Annotated in this window: 15 protein-coding genes and 1 pseudogene; 9 read left to right on the forward strand and 7 right to left on the reverse strand. The window is 71.5% G+C overall.

The annotated features are described in order from the left end of the window. Positions 1-14 precede the first annotated feature (14 nt). The 5 genes from ABT288_RS04390 (at position 15) to ABT288_RS04410 (ending at position 5390) form a co-directional block, all read left to right on the forward strand. Complete coding sequence (locus ABT288_RS04390) at positions 15-485, forward strand: hypothetical protein (RefSeq protein ID WP_351602643.1); 471 nt, start codon at positions 15-17, stop codon at positions 483-485. Between the two features lies 1 nt (position 486). After that, positions 487-1653, forward strand: a complete 1167-nt coding sequence (locus ABT288_RS04395) for an FAD-dependent oxidoreductase (protein WP_351602645.1) — start codon at positions 487-489, stop codon at positions 1651-1653. A 235-nt stretch (positions 1654-1888) separates the two neighbouring features. Continuing rightward, on the forward strand, positions 1889-2932 hold the full coding sequence (gene denD / locus ABT288_RS04400) for a D-erythronate dehydrogenase (RefSeq protein ID WP_351602647.1): 1044 nt from the start codon (positions 1889-1891) through the stop codon (positions 2930-2932). A gap of 82 nt (positions 2933-3014) precedes the next feature. Continuing rightward, entirely contained in the window at positions 3015-3995 is a 981-nt protein-coding gene (locus ABT288_RS04405; RefSeq protein ID WP_351602649.1) for an XdhC family protein, read from the forward strand. Positions 3996-4106: 111 nt separating this feature from the next. Beyond that, entirely contained in the window at positions 4107-5390 is a 1284-nt protein-coding gene (locus ABT288_RS04410) for a methyltransferase domain-containing protein (protein WP_351602651.1), read from the forward strand. Between the two features lie 177 nt (positions 5391-5567). Here ABT288_RS04410 and ABT288_RS04415 read toward each other — a convergent pair whose 3' ends face one another. The 4 genes from ABT288_RS04415 to ABT288_RS04430 form a co-directional block, all read right to left on the reverse strand. Continuing rightward, complete coding sequence (locus ABT288_RS04415) at positions 5568-6830, reverse strand: SGNH/GDSL hydrolase family protein (protein ID WP_351602653.1); 1263 nt, start codon at positions 6828-6830, stop codon at positions 5568-5570. A 56-nt stretch (positions 6831-6886) separates the two neighbouring features. Then, on the reverse strand, positions 6887-9313 hold the full coding sequence (locus ABT288_RS04420; RefSeq protein ID WP_502972722.1) for a glycosyl hydrolase family 95 catalytic domain-containing protein: 2427 nt from the start codon (positions 9311-9313) through the stop codon (positions 6887-6889). 86 nt (positions 9314-9399) lie between these two features. Then, positions 9400-11271 (reverse strand): alpha-galactosidase D, encoded by a 1872-nt coding sequence (locus ABT288_RS04425; protein ID WP_351602657.1) that lies wholly within the window; start codon positions 11269-11271, stop codon positions 9400-9402. A gap of 326 nt (positions 11272-11597) precedes the next feature. Continuing rightward, a complete protein-coding gene (locus ABT288_RS04430; RefSeq protein WP_351602659.1) occupies positions 11598-12734 on the reverse strand; it encodes an ROK family protein in 1137 nt (378 codons plus the stop codon). Positions 12735-12887: 153 nt separating this feature from the next. Here ABT288_RS04430 and ABT288_RS04435 point away from each other — a divergent pair. After that, positions 12888-13025, forward strand: a pseudogene (locus tag ABT288_RS04435) (sugar ABC transporter ATP-binding protein); the annotation flags it as partial. Between the two features lie 53 nt (positions 13026-13078). On the opposite strand, the gene ABT288_RS04440 reads toward ABT288_RS04435, so the two are convergent. Beyond that, on the reverse strand, positions 13079-13702 hold the full coding sequence (locus ABT288_RS04440) for a TetR family transcriptional regulator (protein ID WP_351602661.1): 624 nt from the start codon (positions 13700-13702) through the stop codon (positions 13079-13081). Between the two features lie 89 nt (positions 13703-13791). Between ABT288_RS04440 and ABT288_RS04445 the strand changes: the two genes are divergently transcribed. Then, on the forward strand, positions 13792-14457 hold the full coding sequence (locus ABT288_RS04445) for a class I SAM-dependent methyltransferase (RefSeq protein WP_351602663.1): 666 nt from the start codon (positions 13792-13794) through the stop codon (positions 14455-14457). Positions 14458-14607: 150 nt separating this feature from the next. On the opposite strand, the gene ABT288_RS04450 is transcribed toward ABT288_RS04445, so the two are convergent. Both ABT288_RS04450 and ABT288_RS04455 read right to left on the reverse strand, forming a co-directional pair. Then, on the reverse strand, positions 14608-17073 hold the full coding sequence (locus tag ABT288_RS04450) for a SpoIIE family protein phosphatase (RefSeq protein ID WP_351602665.1): 2466 nt from the start codon (positions 17071-17073) through the stop codon (positions 14608-14610). 80 nt (positions 17074-17153) lie between these two features. Further along, the gene (locus ABT288_RS04455) at positions 17154-17369 is read right to left on the reverse strand and encodes a DUF4177 domain-containing protein (protein ID WP_351602667.1); all 216 of its coding nucleotides are present in this window, start codon (positions 17367-17369) and stop codon (positions 17154-17156) included. Positions 17370-17544: 175 nt separating this feature from the next. Here ABT288_RS04455 and ABT288_RS04460 point away from each other — a divergent pair, with 175 nt between their 5' ends. Both ABT288_RS04460 and ABT288_RS04465 read left to right on the forward strand, forming a co-directional pair. Further along, positions 17545-18165, forward strand: coding sequence for a DUF6629 family protein (locus ABT288_RS04460; RefSeq protein ID WP_351602871.1), 621 nt, complete (start codon positions 17545-17547; stop codon positions 18163-18165). Between the two features lie 194 nt (positions 18166-18359). Next, positions 18360-19940 (forward strand): alpha/beta hydrolase, encoded by a 1581-nt coding sequence (locus ABT288_RS04465; protein ID WP_351602669.1) that lies wholly within the window; start codon positions 18360-18362, stop codon positions 19938-19940. Positions 19941-20023 lie beyond the last annotated feature (83 nt).

Consider the following 20023-nt stretch of genomic DNA (forward strand, 5'->3'; position numbering starts at 1 on the left):
GCAACTATCGAACCATGAAGACAGCGACTCCGCTCGAGTCCGCCGAGCGCATCCATGCGGACCACGCCACCGTGAAGCGTCTGGGTCACTGGACCGAGGCCACCGAGTTCGACGTGCGCGCCCGCCGCGCCCTCGTCGTTCTGGACCTCCGCTCGCCGCAGATCGGCTGGGACGAGCCGGTCACCCTGAGGCTGGAGCTCGTCTCGGGCGCGGTCGGCCTGCTGCTGCCCGAAGACACCGCCGTGGACTGCTGGGACCTCGCCTTCGCCCGCCGTGGCCGGGTGAAGGACGCGCAGCCGGGCGCCGGCCCGGCACTGCTGCGGCTGACCGGAGAGGTCACCGACGGCGAGATCCGGATCCGGCGCGGCGGCATCGCGCAGCTCACCGCCATGTGCTCGCGGGCCTATCTGGACGACCTGCGCCGCGCCCACCGCGAGGGCGGCCTGCCGTCCGTGGACGACCCGAATCGAGAGAGGACCCGCTGACATGACCCGCACCCGCACCGCGATCGTGGTGGGCGGCGGCATCGCCGGCCCGGTCGCAGCCCTCGCGCTGCGCCGGGCCGGGATCGAGGCCACCGTGCACGAGTCCCACGCGACGACCGCCGACGGCATCGGCGGAGCCCTGAGCATCGCCCCCAACGGCCGGGCCGCCCTCGAGCTCGTCGGACTCGAGCGCATCGGCGCCCCGATGAACGCCATCGTGCTGCAGAACCACAAGGGCCGGACCATCACCGAGATCCGCCAGCCCATGCAGTTCAGCTGGCGTGCCGATCTGTACCGGCGGCTCTACGAACTGGCCCTGAGCCAGGGCGTCCACGTCCAGCACGGCTACGAGTTGGTGGACGTGCGCGAGAGCGGCACCGGCATCCGGGCCGTCTTCGCCGACGGCACCACCAGTGCCGAGGCCGACGTCCTGATCGGCGCCGACGGCCTGCGCTCCACCGTGCGCCGGTTGATCGACCCCCAGGCGCCCCGGCCGCGCTACTCAGGACTGCTGGGCTTCGGCGCACGGGTCGACGGCGCGGGACTGCCGCCCACCGGGGACCGGATGTACATGGCCTTCGGCCGCCGAGCCTTCTTCGGCTACCAGTCCTTCGACGACGGCACCGGCGTATGGTTCGCCAACCTGCCCCATCCCCACCTGACGTCGAACCAGGTGCGCCAGACCTCCGACGAGGAGTGGCTGCACCGGCTGGGCGAGGCCTTCGCCGGGGATTCCGTACCGGCTCTCGACCTGCTGCGGCGCACCCCGCCCGAAGACCTGGTCAGCGCCGGACCCATGGAGGATCTCCCGCACGTCCCACACTGGTATCGCGGCCGGATGGTGCTGGTGGGCGACTCCGCCCACGCCACCTCGCCCAGCTCCGGCCAGGGTGCCTCGCTCGCCGCGGAGAGCGCCGTGGAACTCGCCCGCGCCCTGCGGGACCTGCCGCACCCTCAGGCCTTCGCCGCGTACGAGCACGCCCGCCGTGCCCGGGTCGAGCGAGTGATCGCCCAGGCCGCCCGCACCAACAGCGGGAAGGCCGCCGGGCCGGTCGGGCGGGTGCTCCGTGACGCCCTGCTGCCGCTGTTCGCCCGCCTCGCCACTCCCGAGAAGATGGCCTGGCAGTACGACCACCGGATCCACTGGGAGGCCCCGATCGCCGCTTGAGGAACCGGATCCGCTGCGCCACGGCGTCCGTGGTGACGACTGTCCCGCCGGACCGCGCCCGCTGAAGGCTCCCGGCCCACCCGCCGGGAGCCAGCCGTGTGGTCGACCGGATGCCTTTGCCGCTGGACGCGGACGGGCAGACAGTACAGAGGCGCCGTACCGGACGGCCTTCACAAACGCCCGGCAGATCACCATGAGGGCTCGGTCGGCCGGGCCACTACCGAGGAGTCGTCACGTGAGGGTCGTCATCACCGGTGGGTTCGGCTTCCTGGGCTGTCGGCTCGCCGCCGCGCTGCTCCGGACGCGGACGCTCGGCGGCGCACCGATCGAGCGTCTGGTGCTCGCCGACCGCACCGTACAGCCCGACTCCCCACCGGCGACCGACCCCCTCGTGGACATCGTGCACGGCGACCTGATCGACCGCCTGGACGACCTGTTCGCGCAGCCGGTCGACGTGCTGTTCCACCTCGCCGCCGCGGTGTCGGCCGAGTGCGAGGCCGACGTCGACCTCGGCATGCGCGCCAACGTGGACACGACCCGCGCCCTGCTCGATGCCGCCCGGGCACAGTCGGCCACCGGCGGCCCGAAGCCGCGGGTGGTGTTCTCCAGCAGCCTCGCCGTCTACGGCGGCGGCCCCGGGCTGCCGCTGCCCCCGGTGGTCGACGAATCGACCCTGCCCCTGCCGCAGTCGAGCTACGGCACGCAGAAGCTCATCTGCGAGCACCTGATCGCCGACCACACCCGCCACGGCTTCCTCGACGGGCGTATCGCCCGTCTGATGACCGTCTCGGTACGGCCAGGGAAACCGAACGCCGCCGCATCCGGCTTCCTGTCCGGCATCGTCCGTGAACCGCTCGCGGGACTCCCGGCGACCTGCCCGGTGAACCCCGGCCTACGGGTGGCCCTGTCCTCACCACGCCGCACGGTCCACGGACTGCTCCGCATCGCCGAAGCCGAGCGCGGCACCGGACCGGGACGGCTCGAAGGCACGGTGCCGGTCAACCTTCCCGCGCTCACCGTCTCGGTCGGCGGCATGCTCGCCACCCTGCGGCAGGTGGCCGGCGACGCCGTCGCCGACCTCGTGAGCATCAGGCCCGATCCGGCCGTCGAAGCCATCGTGGCCTCATGGCCGGCCGTCTTCGACAACCAACGCGCCGCCGCACTCGGTCTCCAGGCCGACCCGGACTTCCTGTCGGTCGTACAGGACTACGTGGCCGAGCACGCCGACGCGGTACGCGTCGACCCGCCTCCGTGGCGGGTGCGGCGGCGAGATTCGTGATCATGCGAGAATTCCGGGCACGGCGCCGACGCAGGCCGGACGGCTCCCGGTGCCGACCCCGACCACGAGGAGGGCCGCGATCATGCGTGAACTGGCCGAGACAGCACGGCAGTGGGCGGCTCAGGGGCGTACGGGCTTCCTCGTCCGCCCCCTCACCGAGCGGGGCTTCGGACCCCGGCGCCCCGCTGACGCCCTGCTGATCGACGAGGACGGTCACTGCCACGGCACACTGTACGGCGGGGCGTTCGACGCGTACCTGGCGGCGGAGGCCGCAGCCCTGCCCGCGGACCACACGGCGGGCGTGCGCGAGGTGTCCGTCCATGACGACGAGGTGAAGCGGGCGGGCCTGACCTGCGGTGGCCACGCCGAAGTGCTGCTGCAGTCCCTGCACACCGTTCCCGCCCGCTGGTGGGACCTGCTGGCGGACGGAACCGACGCCGCGCTGATCACGCGGCTGGACGAGGCGCGGACCCGGGCGGCCGGCACCGTGACGGCACCCGGGCCGGAGGCCGACGGCGGGCCCGCGGAGGCCGTCGAACGTGCTCGGGAACTGCTCAGCCGCCGCCGGACCGGCCGGGACATCCGCCCCACGGACGACGGCCTGATCCTCATCGAGACGTTCCCGGCCGTACCCCACCTGGTCATCGTCGGAGGAGGCGAACTGGCCGAGCTGCTCGCCCGGCAGGCCCGCCTGCTGGACTGGCACGCCACGGTGGAGTCCGCCGCCGAGGACGCCGTCCGGCTGCTCGCCCAGCGCCCGGCCGCCGCCTGCCTGATCGTCCTCAGCCACGAACCGGACGTCGACGTCCCCGTCCTGTCCGCCGCGCTGACCACCGGCGTCCCCTACGTCGGTGCGCTCGGCTCACGCCACACCCAGGACCGCCGTGCCGCGGATCTCGCCAAGGCCGGCCTCGACGAGGAACTCCTCGGTCGCATCCACGGCCCCATCGGCCTCGACCTGGGCGCGCGCACCCCGGCCGAGACGGCACTGGCCATCTGCGCCGAGGTGCTCGCCGCTCTCGACGCCCGTGAGGTCCGGGTACTGCGCGACGCATCTGCGTGACCTGTCAGGCGGAACCGGTCGCAGATGCGAGCTGTTGCGGCAATCGGTTCTCGTATCTGCGTTTCCCGGTCGCTGCCGTCCGGGTACGGTCGTGCGGGAGGTGGTGGGCCGGTGATCCAGATCGTGGAGCAGGCACCGCAGGAAGGGCCGTACGCCGTCGGCGCCGCGCTGGGGAAGGCCGGAGTGCGGGTCCAGGTCTGCCGGACCTGGGCGGGTGACCGGGTACCGGAGACGGTGGACGGCATGGTGGCCCTGATCGTGCTGGGCGCACCGGTGGGCGTCCGCGAGGACCTCCTCGGACAGAGCGCGGAACTGGCCCTGTTGAGGGCCGCGTTGGAGGCCGAGGTGCCGGTGCTCGGCCTGTGCCTGGGCGCCCGACTGCTGGCGGTCGCGGCGGGTGGTCTCGCCCGGCCCGGCGGCACCGGCGCGCGGCTCGGCTGGGGCGACGTACGGATGACGGCGGCCGCGCTCACCGATCCGCTGTTCGCGACCGTGCCCGACCGGCTGCGGGCACTGCACTGGCACAGCGGCACCCTGGACCTTCCGCAGACCGCGACAGTGCTGGCGTCCTGCGGCCACCAGCCCGCGCAGGCGTTCCGGATCGGCGGCTCGGCATGGGGGATCCAGTTCCCCTTGGACGCGGACGAGGCAACGGCGGAGGGGGCCGTCGTGCCCTGCCCGGAAGACGCGGCCTCGGTACCGGACTTCGTGGAGACCCGGTCGACGGAACCGCCGGCAGCGCCGGCCCGGCACCGCGACACCGTGGTGAAGTGCTTCGCCGACTTCGTCGCGGGACGGGCCGAACAGACGGCGACCCGCGCGTTCTTCACCCGGCGGGCGGCCACCTGGGAGGAGCGGTTCGCCGTCGACGGCCCCCGGTACGCGGCCGCCGCCGGGCGCATGGGGCTGCGCCCCGGCCAGCGCGTCCTGGACCTGGGCTGCGGCACCGGCCGGGTACTCCCCGCTCTGCGCGCCCAGGTCGGTGACGGGGGCGTCGTCGTCGGGATCGACCTGACACCCGCGATGCTCACCGCCGCGGCGCGCGAAGGCCGTACGGCGGACGGCTCCTTGCTGCTGGCCGACGCCTGCCGGCTGCCGCTGCCGGCCGGCGCGGTGGACGGCGTCTTCAGCGCGGGCCTGATCAACCACGTTCCCGACCCCGCGGCGGCACTGCGTGAGTGGGCCAGGGTGACCGCCCCCGGCGGCGTACTGCTGCTCTACCACCCCTCCGGCCGTGCCGAACGCGCCGCCCGCCACGGACGTCCACTCGACCCCGAGGACCCACTCGCCGAGGAGAACCTCCGGCCCGCCCTGGACGCCACGGGCTGGGACCTCTCCTGCTACGAGGACGCACCCCGCCACTCCCTCGCGCGCGCGGTCCGCGCCGACGGATGAGCGTCCCCGGAGGTGCGCCTGAGCCGCGCCTTCGACGAGGAGGCGGAGCTGTACGACCGGGCCGGGCCGGGATGTCCGCCGAAGCTGTACGACGGCCTCGCGGACGGCGTTGCCTCGTCGGTCTCGGGCCGTCACGGCGTCGGTGACCGCCTCGGGCCGTGCGTCCGGCGGCCGGTGTCAGGTGCGCAGCAGCCGCAGGTCCACCGCGTCGGCCATGGCCTTCATGCCCGCGTCGCCGGGGTGGAGGTGGTCGCCCGAGTCGTAGGCCGGGTCGAGGGCGGCCGGGTTCGCGGGGTCCCGCATGGCCCGGTCGAAGTCGATGACGCCGTCGAAGGCGCCGCCGGTGCGGATCCACCGGTTGACGCTCTGGCGGATCGCCTCGGCGGCAGGCGTGTAGTACCCGTTGCCCTTGTCGGGCATCAGGGTCGCACCGATGACGCGGACGTGCGCGGCATGCGCCTGATCGATCAGGGTGCGGTAGCCGTTGATGAGGTCCTGGGCGGTCAGCGGCCTGCCGTCGGGGCCGGCGTTGTTGCCGATGTCGTTGATGCCTTCGAAGAGGATCACGTCCCTGACCCCCCTCTGGCCGAGCGCGTCATGCCCGAACCGTTTGAGGGCGCTGACGCCCTGCCAGAGGTTGGGGACGTCGGTGAGGACCCGGTTGCCGCCGATCCCGGCGTCGACGACGCTCAGCCTCTGCGGACCCGGTCCGGCGGCGAGCCGGCGCCCGAGGAAGTCGGGCCACCGGCTGTAGGTGCCGGTCGAGGAGTGGTAGCCGTCCGTGATGGAGTCACCGAAGGCGACGACGGTGCCCCGCGCGGTCGGTGACACGACGTCCAGCCCCGCCAGGTAGTACCAGGAGGTCGTGGTGGTGCCGAAGGCGGCGGCGCTGTCGTCACCGGTGTGGTTGCCGGAGGCGATGTAGGTGGTGTCGAACGCGTCGGAGTGCCAGGTCGACACCCCCGTCGTACCGGGGACGTAGAGGCTGACGAGCAGGTTCTCCCCGGCGCCGACCGGGATCGGGACGACGTTGCTGACCACCTCTGCACCGGCCGGGATCGCGACGTGGCGGGATCCGCCGAAGGTGACGTTGCGCGTGGTGCCGCGCTTGGCCTCGCCACCGCTCGCCTGGACGGCCACGTCCACGGCGCTGACGTCGAGCGGGGTGGGGCTGTACCGGTTGGACAGGGTGATGCGGGCGCCCGAGCCCGAGACGCTGCTGTGCACCACCATCCGGATGGTCCGGTCGGTGAAGGACGGCCCGCCGGTCGTCATGCTGGGCGACCAGGCGCTGACCCGGGTTCCCTTGCTCTGCTGTGAGGAAGTGGCGGCGCTCGCCACCTGCGCGGTGCTCAGCGGAACGACCGCCAGGGCACATCCGGTCAGCGCGCCGCACACGGACAGCAGGGTTCTGCGACGCGGTCGGCGACCCGTCGCCATGGTTCTCTCTTCCGGGGACATCCTCGATCTCTCCACTCTTCTCGTGGTCCGCGTCCTCAGCCGAAAGTGCCCAGAGTGACGGACTCTCCGGGCTTGAGGCTGATCTTCCGTGAGGTACCGCCCGAGACGACGGTCGTGTCCCGGCCGCCGACGCTCTTCAGCGTCACCTGTGTGACCTTGCCGTTCTTCCACTTCAGGCCGGCCACGAAGCCGCCGCGGACTCCGACGCCGGACACCGAGCCGGACGCCGCCCAGGCGGAAGGCAGCGCGGGCAGCAACTCGACGTGGCCCGGGCGTGAGTAGACGAGCATCTCGATGATCGCGGAGGGTGTGCCGAAGTTGGCGTCGATCTGGAAGATGCCGCGGCCCTGCCCCATGTCCATGATGTCGAAGAGGTTCGGCGCGGTGCCGTTGCCGCCGTTCACCGAGGGCTTGAGATTGTTGACGACGAGCTGGTAGGCCTTCTCCGCGTTCTTCAGCCGGGCCCAGCACAGGCTGCGCCAGGCGTTGGACCAGCCGTAGCTGTTCATGCCGCGGGCGGTCAGCAGGGCCGTGGCGCCGGCGAGGATGTCCTTCGGGGTGGAGTCGTCCGGGCGGATCCGGTCGCCGGGGAAGAGGCCGATGAGCGGCGAGAGATGCCGGTGTGTGGTCTCGCCGAGGTTGTCGGGCGACATCCACTCCTCCAGCCACCCGGTCCTGGGGCTGACCACGGGCAGGTACAGGCGCCGGCGCAGACCGTCGATGGTCGCGCTGTAGGAGGTGTCCTTGCCGAGCACCTGGGTCGCGGTGTGGTAGTTGCCGAAGAGGTTCCACACCAGTTCCTGGGCGTAGGTGATGCCCTTCGCGTCCAGCGGCCCCTGCTCGGGCGACCAGTCGCTGTCGGCGATGAGGACCTCGCGCGAGGCTCCGGAGGCGTCGGTGACGGTCGTGGTGACGAGGCGGGCCTCCCAGAACTCCACGGCGCCCTTGACGAGGGGGTAGATCTTCTGCAGGTAGGCGCGGTCCTGGGTGTACTCGTAGTGCTCGAACAGGCTCTGGCACAGCCAGGCGTTGCCGGCCGGATGCCACCACCAGCCGCCACCGCCGTAGGGGTTGGTGGAGATGGCCACGGTCCAACCGGCCAGCTTCCCGCTGGAGTTGCGGTATCTGTTGGCCGGGCTGTTGAACAGCCGTTGTGTGATGTCCGTCCAGGAGGGCAGCTGCGCGAGGCAGTAGTCCGCGAAGGCGTCGAAGCAGCCGGACAGGCCGGCACGGTCGGCCATCCAGTAGTTCATCTGGACGTTGATGTCGGTGTGGTAGTCGCCCATCCAGTCCGGGTCGTTGCCGTCCAGCCAGGGGCCCTGCAGGCCCATCGGCAGCGTGCCCCGCGATCCGGAGATCATCAGGTATCGGCCGAACTGGAGGTAGGCGGCCTCGAGTTCGGGGTCGGGGACGTCGTCCCGGTAGCGGGCCTGCACCCGTTGCCAGGTGTCCAGCCTGCGCTGTGCGGCGGACGACGTGCCGAGGTCGATGTCCAACTGCTCGAACACCGGGCGGAAGTCGGCGACATGGGTGTGCAGCAGGGTGGTCGCGGAGTGCCCGGCCGCGGCGGCGACCTTGGTCCGCGCCAGGCGCTCCGGGTCCATGGACGGGTCGCGGAACCCGGCGGCCGCGTCGGGCGCGTAGTCGCTGCCGCCGCTGACCACCACCGTGAGGTCCATGCAGCCCCTGAAGGAGATCGACGTACCGTCGACGGCGACCGTGCCGCTGCTGCTGCGGGCCGTGACGGCGGCGCCGTACTTCAGCCCGTTGGGCAAGCAGGCGCCGAACGACGCGCAGCGCCCGGCGCTGTCGGCCGTGGTGGTCTCCCCGTGGGTCCCGGCGAGGGTCACGGTACCGGTGTAGGTGCCGCCGCCCTGCTGGGAGAAGTGCAGGACGATGACGTCGTCCGGGCGGCTGGCGAAGATCTGCCGCTGGTAGGTGACGCCGGACAGGTCGTAGGAGGCGCTGACGAGGCCCTGGGCCAGGTCGAGGGAGCGGCGGTAGTTGTCGACCGATCCCAGGTCGTGCCCGTCGATGGTGACGGTGAGCTCGGCCAGCAGGGTCAGGGAGCCGAAGTCGTCCCGGCCGTAGGGGAATTGGCCGTCGCTCTGCAGGGTGTCGTTGCGGCCGCCGGTCCACAGGGTGGCGTCGCTGATCGTCAGCAGTTCGGCGGCGGGGTCGTTGCCCGCGAGCGCTCCGAGGCGCCCGTTGCCCACCGGCAGGCCCTGCCGGATCATCGAGTTGGCGGAGCCGGGAGCCTGCCACCACAGCTGGTTCCTGGCGGCGGCGGCCGCGGACAGCAGCGGCGAGGAGGTGGGGCGGACGGGGGCCGCCGATGCGGTGAAGGCGGGCAGACCGCCGAGGGCGGCGGCCGCGCCGCCGGCGGCGGCGAGAGCGAGAAAGCCCCTGCGGCTCGGGTGGTTGTCGCGCGATTCGGTGTGCTCGGTGTGCTCGGTGTCCACGTGGTGCACTCCATGTGAGGGGAACGGCGCGGTGCGGGGCGGTGCGGCACCGGGGGGCGTGTCCCACCCCGGCCCCGCGCGAATGGTCAGGCTGACTTGGGTACGTCGATCCTGTCGATGTCAGGGGAGTAGTCCCAGCCGCTGTCGAACGTGATGGTGTTGGAGCCCGCCTTCAGCGCCAGCTGGACGCTGACCGTGTCGACGGTGTCCCAGTCGCCCGTCGAGGGGAACTTCAGGCTGGTGCCGTTGCCGCTGTTGGAGTAGACGGTGACCGAGCGGGGATCACCGCTGACGTAGGCGACGTTGACGGTGTAGATGCCGTCCTTCTTCACCGTGATGTCGTTGAACTGCAGCTTGCTGTCGAGATAGAGGTTGCCGACCTTCTTGCCGCCGGAACAGGAGCCGCACGCGGCTGTGGAGGCGTTGCCGGTGAGGGTGTTGTCGGCGGACTCGGCCTCGTAGCGGGTGGTCGCCGGCGGCGTGCCGCCGGGCTTGACGGTGAACAACCGTGAGCCGTGCGCGGGCAGCGTCGCGGTGATCCTGTTCTTGTACGTGCCGAGGTTCCGGTGGTTCCACAGGTCGCGCACGGAGGCCGCGCCGGTGAAGCCGAAGGACGCCCAGTCGGCGGTGACGGAGGCCGGTGAACCGCCGAGATCGAACAGGGCCACGGTGTACGTGCCGTCGGCGTTCCTGGTTCCCCAGACCTGCTGATCGCCCAGCGGCGTGACGGGGCGTGCGACGGGCGAGTCGTTCTGGTCGACGCCGATGACTTCCTGGTTGGTCAGCAGGGAGAGGCCGTAGCTGTCCAGCTTGGTGAGGTCGTCACCGGTGAACAAGGGCGACTTGTTGATGGCCCACAGGGTCATGTAGCTCTGTCGCTCGGCGTTGGTGAGACCGTCCATCGCGCCGTTGCCGACGTCGATCGCGTCGAGGTCGTTCCAGCCGCCCGGGCCCGCCCTGTGGCTCCACGCGGGGGCGTCGTTCCACCGGTCGTTGACCGAGTTCTCCCAGGTGACCAGGGTGTTGCAGTAGCACTCCACATCGGTGTCGATGCGCCAGCCGTTGGAGTACTTCTTCCAGTCGGCGGCGTGGCCGATGTCGAGCGACCAGGACAGCTCCAGATGGATCGGGCGCCCGGTGCCGGCGATGGCCTGGTGCCAGGCGGCCACGTCCGCGACGTTGTTGTAGTTGTCACCGGACTTGAACGAGCCGGGGCCCACCCCGTCCAGTTTGAGGAAGTCGTAGCCCCAGTCCGCGAGCATCTGCGCCTGCGAGTCGACGTACTTCTGCGCGCACGGGTTGTCGAAGTCCAGCTTGTAGGCGCTGTCCCAGCCGTTGGTGGTGCGCAGATCCGGGTAGACGATGTCCGCCGTGGTGCAGCCGGGGGCGTTGTGGACCGGAACCTTGCCGTCGCCGTACGCCCCCTTCTCCAGGCCGACGGGCAGATAGATGCCGGCCTTGAGACCCTTGGCGTGGATGTGGTCGGCGACCGACTTCATACCGTCGGGGAACCGGACCGGGTCGGGTGTCTGCCGGCCGTACTGGTCGAACTCGGACGTCCAGTTCTTGTCCATCCACCAGCCGGCGTCGATGTTGACATGGTCGTAGCCGTACTTCTTGAGCGTGGCGGCGAGGGCGTCGGTCTGCTTCAGGACGTTCGCCTCGGTGAGGTAGCTGTAGTTGCCGTCCGGGTTGAGGCCCGGGTACTGGGAGGACTGCATACTCCAACTGGACCAGCCCATGTACGGCTTGGCCGCGATACCGGAGGCGGCGCCGTCCGTGGTAGCGGCCGAGGTGACGGCTGTACTCGGGGAGCCGGAAGCGACGGCCTGGGTGGCGACGGCCGGGGCCACTGTGGCGAGTCCGGCGGTGACGGCCAGGACCAGCGCCGCTCTGACGGTGCGGCGCGGAAGGCCGGGGAGGGCTCCGCGCAGGACTCTGTACGGGGATGACCGCATGGGTCGCCTCCTGAGGTGAGGTGGGGTGGGGCTGAGGGAGCGGGAACGCGCGGTGGCACCCGGTGGGGGGCGGGCGTGGTTCAGGGTGGGGGAGGGGCGTCGTACGAGGCCCGAAGGCGGGCCGGAGAGGGCGGCCGGCCGGGCAGGACACGCCGCGTGCGGCGGGGCTCAGCCCTCGCCCGAGCCGATGGGGAGCCCGCTGATGAACCGGCGCTGCACCGTCGGGCACATCAGGAACATGGGGATCGCGGTCATGAAAAGCCCTGCCGCGATGAGGTGGCCGGACTGTGGGGGCTGCGGCTCTGCAGCGTCATCGCTCCTCCTTCTCACATGCCCGATCCCATGAAGGACTGGATGGCGGTGGCCGCGGCTCCGCGCGCCCACTCCTCGAACGGCAGGGGACGTGTCACCACGTCGCACTGCGCAGCGGTGCCGAAGGCGGACGCGGCGAACGCGTCCCGGATGCCCTCGGCGACCAGGTCGTAGGCGGCCAGGCCCTCGCCGGAGATGACCACCCGCTCGGGACCGAGGATGTTCACCAGGAAGCCGATGGCCTTGCCGACGGCTTCGCCGGCTCGTGCGTAGACCTCTCTGACACCGGGCTCTCCGCTGTGGGCCAGTGCCAGCGCCTCGGCCGCGTCGCTCACCTGCTTGTCGGTGGCCGCGCACACCGCGCGGAGTATCGCCGGATCCGCCGCGATCGCCTCCACACATCCCCGGTTGCCGCAGTGGCACAGCGGGCCGAGCGGGTCGAGTGAGAGATGCCCGATCTCGCCGGCCACGCCGTGCGCGCCCGACACCACCTGCCCATGCACCACCAGGCCACATCCGATGCCGGCGCCCACGGTCACCAGGGCGAAGTCCGAGAGACCGACTCCGGCCCCGAACCAGTGCTCGGCGACCGTGAGCGCCCGTACGTCGTTGTCGACCGTGACCGGCAGCCCGGTCGCGGTCCCGGCGATCGCGGCCAGCGGTACGTCCCGCCACTCCAGGAAGGGCGAGTAGCGGACCACACCGTCCGCGCGGTCCACATCCCCCGAGATTGCGATGCCCAGGCCCCGTACCTGCACACCGAAACCGTCGGCCTCCGTGAGCAACTCCTGTACCAGCGCGGTGATGACGGGGAGCACCGCCCCCGGCTCGCGGCCCGTGAGCCGTACGTGCCGGGACAACCGGACACGGCAACACAGGTCGGCCAGTACGGCGATGATCTCGTCGCCTGTCACCTTGATCCCGATGAACAGCGCCCTCCCCCCGTCCACCCACACCAGGCTGGCCGGGCGTCCCACCGCGGGACGCGCCTCTTCGTCCACGCCCTCGACCAGGTAGCCGAGTTCCATCAGCGGACGGACCGCCTTGGTGACGGCGGCCGGAGAGAGCTGGGTGCGCCGCCCCACCTCGGCCCGGGTGAGCGGACCGTGGGAGAGCAGCGTGGTGAAGACCAGGGAGGTGGCCGGCGTCATGGCCGGAAACCTAGAGAGGTTCTTTTTCGCTGTCAATGAATAAAGCAGATGTCTTTCCATAGGCGCCTGTTGGTCACGGTAAACCTGGAAAACGCAGGCAGATTGTGCGAGTTGGCGCATGATGAAAGATGTGGATGGCGGGCGGTCCGCCTCCGCGCCGAGGTCGGCCGGGAGGAACTGACCAACCACATGGCCGGCGGCGCCGAACTCGCCGCCCTCACACACGAACTGGCCCAGGTGCGCGGCGTCGACACCGACGAACTCCCCGAGGAGGAGGACCTCACCGTGTAGCAACGCCGCGCGAGCCGGCGTGTGGGGACCGGCCCAGGGCCGGTCCCCACACGTCACCCGGCAGGCCGCTCCGGCAGCAGCGACCGCAATGCCATCCGGGTCAGTTCTGCCTCGACGGTGTCGCGGTCCGGGACGACGGCCGCGCGGAAGGAGCGCCCGGCGAGGAGCGAGACGAGCCACCAGGCGGCCGTGTGCGGCTGGATGTCGTCGCGGACGTCTCCGGCGGCCTGGCCGCGGCGGAGCAGGTCGGCGAGCGTGTCGGCGAGATGCTGATGGACCTGGCGGAGGGCCTCGCCGAGGTCCGGGTCATGGGCCAGGGCGGTGGCGTCGGCGAAGAGGAAGCCGTGGGAGCCGGGCCGGTGGAAGTGGTCCATGCGGGCGGGGTCCAGGAATGCCGCCAGCACCTCGGGGACCGGCCGGCCCGCATCGGCCGCCCGGTGCAGAAGGGCGGAGACCGCGTCGGTGGCGTGGTCGAGGACCGCCCGGTACAGCGCGGACTTGGAGCCGAAGTTCTGGAAGACGACGGGCTCGGTGACGCCCACCCGCCGGGCGATGTCGGATACCTTGCCGCGCTGGTAGCCGGCCTCGGAGAAGACCTCGGTGGCCGCGGTGAGGATCGAGGCACGGCGCTCGGCGGCGCTCAGCCGGGTACGCGTGCGGGATCGGGGCTCGGTCACACCGATCATCGTATGCCCCCTTGCCGTTTTTCTTAGTCATGACTAAGTTGGGCTTGGGCTTAGTCGTGACTAAGTTAAGAAGGAGGATCATGCCTCTCGGACACCTCATGCAGGGCAGGCCGCACGCGGACACCCCCGGAGTGACCATCGCAACCCCGCGGGCGTACGAAGTCTTCGGCGCCCTCTGCTTCGCCGGCCGCCGCGGACGCGTCTTCTCCCGCCTCGCGGAGCTGAGCGGCGCCGCACCGGGCGACCGCGTCCTGGACGTGGGATGCGGCACCGGCTACCTGACCCGGCACATGGCCGCGCGGGTCGGCCCGGAGGGCGCGGTGACCGGCGTGGATCCCTCCCCGCCGGTCCTCGACTACGCCCGCACCAGGACCCGGCGCCCCGGCAGCGCCCGCTGTGACTACCGTGAGGGCGTCGCCGAGGCCCTCGACTTTCCGGACGGTTCCTTCGACACCGTCGTCACGAGTCTGATGCTGCACCATCTGCCGGAGGAGCTGCGGCCCACGGCACTGCGCGAGATGCACCGCGTCCTGCGACCCGGCGGGCGGCTGCTCGTCGTGGAGTTCCGGCCGCCGAAGACCCGGATCGGCCGGCACCTGGTACACGGCGGTGTGGGCCACGCCATGGCGCACCACCGGGTCGATCTGCTGGACACCCTCGTCACCGACGCCGGCTTCGAGCTGCTCGGACGCGGTGACCTGCGGCCATGGCTGACCTACGTGCAGGCGCAACGGACGCGCTGGTGACTCGGCGGGGCGCGCCGTTCGTCCTCGTCGAAGAGCACGTCCGCGACCGGCGCCGCCGGTGACGGTGGACAGGGCGTGGCCGCACCGCAGCGGTGGACGTTCTCCGGGCGGCGCGTGGAACTCGCAGTGAGGGGCAGCCCCGTACCACCCTCAGCGGGGCGCGTCGCTCGGCAGCTGTTGTTCCGCCCAGATGGTCTTGCCGGTGGCGGTGTACCGCGTGCCCCAGTGCTGGGCGAGCTGCGCGACCAGGAAGAGACCTCGCCCTCCCTCGTCGGTGCTGCGGGCACGGCGCATATGGGGGGAGGTGTTGCTGGCGTCCGACACCTCGCAGATGAGAGTCCGTTCGTGGATCAGCCGCAGGCCGATCGGTGCGCAGGCATGTGTGATGGCGTTGGTGACCAGCTCGCTCACTATCAGCTCGGTGGTGAAGGCGATGTCCTCCAGACCCCACGCGGCCAGGCAGCGGGCGGTGTTGTCGCGTGCCTCGTGCACCGCCTCGGGATCGGCGGGCACGTCCCAGGCGGCCACCCGGTCGGGGGAGAGGGCGCGTGTGCGGGCGATGAGGAAGGCGACGTCGTCGTGCGGATGGTCCGGCAGAAGAATGCGGACCATCGTGTCGCAGATCTCCTCCAGCGGCCGGTCGGGATGGGCCAGGGCGAAGCAGAGTCGCTCGAAGCCGACGTCGACATCGCGGTCCGAGGCCTCGATCAGCCCGTCGGTGTACAGGGCGACGACGCTGCCCTCCTCCAGCTCGATCTCGGCCGACTCGAAGGGCAGACCGCCCAGCCCCAGCGGGGGGCCGGCGGGGATGTCGGGCAGTTCGACCGGCTCGCTGAGGTGCGCGATGGCGGGGGTGGGGTGTCCGGCGCGGGCCACGTTCAGTTTCCGCGAGATCGGGTCGTACACCGCGTAGACGCAGGTGGCGCCGAACACCACCGGCCCGCTCTCGGACGCTTCCGCCTCGTCCGCCAGGCGCAGGACGAGGTCGTCGACATGGGCGAGAAGCTCGTCGGGGGGCAGGTCCATGTCGGCCAGTGTCTGCACCGCCGCGCGCAGCCGGCCCATGCTGGCCGCGGCGTGGATGCCATGGCCCACCACGTCCCCCACGACCAGGGCGATGCGGGCGCCGGACAGCGGGATGACGTCGAACCAGTCGCCGCCCACCCCGGCCTCCGCGTCGGTCGGCAGATAGCGGTATGCGGCCTCGACGGCGCAGTGATCGGGCAGATCCGGGGGCAGCAGACTGGTCTGGAGGGCGAGGGCGGCGTTGTGCTCGCGGACGAACCGCCGGGCATTGTCCACGCACACCGCGGCCCGCGCCACCAGCTCCTCCACGAGCAGCAGGTCGTCCTCGTCGAACGGGCTGGGGTTCTCCCAGCGCAGCAGCGTGACCACGCCCATGGTCGAGCCCCGCGCCCGGAGCGGCACCACCAGGTGCGTGTGCACACCCAGTCTGACGATCCTGGACAGGCGCTGCTCATCGCCGGCCAGCCACCACGTCGTCGGGTCCAGCACCGGATCGAGGATCGGCCGGCCCGTGGCGAGGCACCGTTGCTGCGGGGACTGCGACGGATACCCGCTGGACTCCCCGATGGGAACGATCGCCTCCGGCACCTCCTCGTGGATCGACAGGTGCACCGCCCGCTGGAGCGTGCCGCCGGTGACCGGTCCGGGGGTGAGGTCCCTGGCCGCGAGGACGCCCTGGAAGAGATCGATCGCCACGAAGTCGGCGAACTGCGGCACCAGCACCTCGGCCAGTTCCTGCACCGTGCCGTCGAGGTCCAGGGTGGTGCCGATGCGCTGCGCCGCCTCGTTGACCAGGGCGAGCCGCTCGCGTGCGCGGTCCTGGGCGGTGAAGTCGACGGCGGTGTGACACACCCCGAGCGTCTTGCCGCCGACGTCCCTCAGCGGGAACGACGAGCGGAGCCTGAGCCGGCCCTGCGAGTTCCGGCGGGACATGCCGTGCCGGGGCGCCACGTGTTCCACGGCCGGCGTGACCCGGCCCGACACCAGCGCCTGGCGCGCCTGCCAGTCCACGGCCGAGGGCACCTGCTCCGCTCCGGCGAGCGCGGCCGCGCCCGGGGCCGCGAGGTCGGTCGGCATGCCCTCCATGGCGGCCAGCGCCTGGTTCACCCACTGGAAGCGCAGCTCACCGTCGAGGACGGCGATGCCGATCGGCGACTCCTCCAGGAGGCCGCGCACCACGGCCTGATCGAGTTCCCACCGGCGCGAGTCGGAGACCTCACAGGCCACGGCGAGCCAGACGGAACCCTGCTCCGCATGCAGCGGACACACCCGCAGGGCCAGCTCGACCGGGTGGCCCGCCCGGTGACGCGCGGTGATCAGGCCCTCCCAGCCCTCCCCGACCGGCTGCGCCGCGGCGAGCAAGGACGCCGGTGAACGGTCGCTCGTCAGGAGGGAGGTCGCGGGCCGCCCCAGCACGCTGGGCGCCGGATACCCGAGGAGCTCTTCCGCCCTGCGGCTCCAGTAGCGGATCAGGCCGTGTACGTCCGTGAGGGCGACGGCGGCAGACGTGATGCCGAACGGATCGCCCCCGTGCTTGTCGGCCAGATCCCTGAGATCCATCGTGTCGGCCGCATCCGCGGGCGGGGTCACTGACACCACGGTCTCATACGGACCCGGGTGTGTCTTCGGACCGGCGGCCGCCCACGCATGCGCGCGGGCGGCACACGATCTCACTGCCGCGGGCGCTCGAAGGTCAGCAGCAGCCCTTCCACGGCTCCGGGCCCTATGCGGCCCTTGACGTCGGCGGAGGTGATGGCCTTCAGGCCCCATCCCTCCTCGGCGTGCTTGTTCAGGACCTTCTCCAGCTTGTCGCTGTCCAGCGCGTCGCCGATCAGCGACTCCCGGAAGGTGACGACCTTGTACTCGTACGTGTGGCCACTGCTCATGGTGCGGAGTCCTCCAGACTGCCGGGGGCGGGGTGGCGCGAAGGCCGGGGCAAGCTAATCATCAACGGGCCCCGCAACTCTTCATCGGGCCCCGCGACAGAAGGACGTAGCCTGGTCGGCGGCAGAGGCGAAAGGCCGGTGACCGACCGCTCGGCGGCGACCCCTTGGCGGCGTGATGTGCTGGAGTGCGACGGCGGACCTCGCGGCGGGCAGCGGTGTCGCCGCGGTGGGCGTGGCTTGCGTGGCGCTCGTGCGCCAGGGCCGGGAACTCCCGCTTGCCGCGATGCCGTTGCTGCTGGGGGTTCACCAGATCGTCGAGTCGGTGGTGTGGCGCTCGGGCGGGGGCGGCGGCGGACCCGCGACCGTCGTATGGGCCGTCATCGCCCTGCCGCTGCTGGCGGTATGGGTCCCGGCGGGAGTGATGTGGGTGGCCCCGCCCCACGCCCGGTTCCGGCTGGTTGTTCCGCTCGCCGCAGGATCGCTGACCGCCGTGTCGCTCGCCCGTGGCCTTGCCACCGGACCGGTGACGGCCGAGATCCACGGCCACACCCTCGCATACGTGTTGCACGTTTCCCCGGTACCCCTGCTCGTCATCGGCTACTTGCTGGGCACGGTGGGCTCCCTGCTGCTGTCCGGTGACCGGTGGCTGCTCGTGCTGGGCATCCTGGTCGCCGTGGGCGCGTCGGCGTGCTGGGTGTTGTGGCGGCTGGCGTTCGTGTCGACGTGGTGCGCCGTCGCCGCGCTGTGCTCGGTGGTGCTCTTCGGCTGGATGCGGGCACGCCGGACGTCCGCGTAGAGCAGGCGCGCCGTGGCGTAGCCGAGCCGGCACCCGGCGCGGATGCGGATCAACGCGTTCGGGTTCTCCTCCGTACGTCTCTTTCTGTGTACGCCGTGAGTCGTAACAAGTCCGGCCTGTAGAGGGATTCGCGCGCCCGCGCCGACACGAAATGGTCGTTCCGTCCTGGAAGTTGACCGAAAGGAACGGCCATCGTGCGGATAGGACGCATGGCGCCCTTGCTCGCCGTGGGGGTCACGGCAACGCTGGTGCCCGCCCTCGCCCCGGCGCAGGCATCCGCGGCGGAACCGCTGCAGAGATTCGCGAACCAGAAGCCCGCGTGGCACAGGTGCGACACGTCGCAGCCCGCCGCGTTCCAGTGCGCGACGATCGACGTCCCGCTCGACTACCGCCGGCCCGACGCCGAGACGATCAAGCTGGCCATCTCGCGCATCAGGACCAGTGTCCCCGCCGAGCGGCACGGCGCGCTCCTCTTCAACCCCGGCGGCCCGGGCGGCGAGGGCCTGGACATGCCGGTCATGATGAAGGACACGTTGCCCAAGGAGGTGCGCCGGCAGTACGACCTCATCGGGTTCGATCCGCGCGGGGTGGGGCGGAGCAGCCCGCTCAGCTGCGGTCTCACGGCAGGCGAGCAGGCCTTCGAACACGCCTACAAACCGGAGACGTTCAGCCATGACGTGAAGTGGGCGCGGACCGTCGCCGACAAGTGCCGTGCCAGGAACGGCGACAGACTCGCGCACTTCACCACCCGCAACACCGCCCGCGACATGGATGTCATCCGCGCCGTTCTGGGCGAGCGGAAGATCTCCTACCTGGGCTACTCCTACGGCACGTACCTCGGAGCCGTCTTCGCGCAGATGTTCCCCCAGCGGGCCGACCGTATCGTGCTGGACAGCGCCGTCGACCCCGCACGGGTCTGGCGCGGCATGATCCAGGTCTGGGCGGAGGGCACCGAGCCGGCGTTCACGCGCTGGACGAGGTGGACCGCGCAGCGCGACCGCACCTACCGGCTCGGCGACACCCCGGCCAAGGTGAAGAAGACGTTCTGGGACCTGGTCGCCCGAGCCGACCGCACCCCCATCGACGACGGCGGCGAAAAGCTCACCGGGGACGACATCCGGGCCAGGCTGCGCCCCGAGTTCTTCAGCCCCAAGGCGGCGGCCGCGGCGGTCGTCAGCCTCAGGAAGGCCGCCGACGGCCATGCGGCTCCCGGCCGTTCCCTCGTGCCGGACGGCCGGCAGGAACCGCGCCGGTCCGGGTCGGCCGCCGTGCAGCCGCCGGACGACAACGGCTCCGTCGTCTTCTGGACCGTGGTCTGCGGCGACACCGCGGCCTGGCCACACGACCCCCAGCAGTACCGGCGTGACGCGATCCGGGACAAGGCCAAGTACCCCCTCTACGGCGACTTCGGCTCCAACATCACGCCCTGCGCGTTCTGGGGCAAGCCGGCCGAGCCGGTCACCGCGGTGGACAACACCGTGGGCGTGCTCACCGTCCAGAACCAGTGGGACCCCCAGACGCCCCTGGTCAGCGGCCTCGGCATGCACCGCGCACTGAAGGGCTCGCGCATGGTGTACGTCAAGGGCGGCGAGGGCCACGGCGTCTACTCCGGTGACCCGCGGGCCTGCGCCAACCGCACCGTCAACGCCTACCTGAGCAGCGGGAGGCTTCCGGCACACGACGTCACCTGTGAGCCGTCCGGCCGCCAGAACCCCGGTGTGAACCCACGGATCACCCCGGCACCGCAGCACACACCGCAGACACCCCGCTTCTGAGCCGGTTCCCTGAGCCCGGCCGGCCCCCCTCACCGGCCCCGCACGGTCGGTGAGAGGGCCGGACGGGCCGGTTCCGGGAGGCG

Origin of the sequence: Streptomyces sp. NPDC001093, from assembly GCF_040298985.1 — a bacterium.
Lineage (GTDB): Bacteria > Actinomycetota > Actinomycetes > Streptomycetales > Streptomycetaceae > Streptomyces.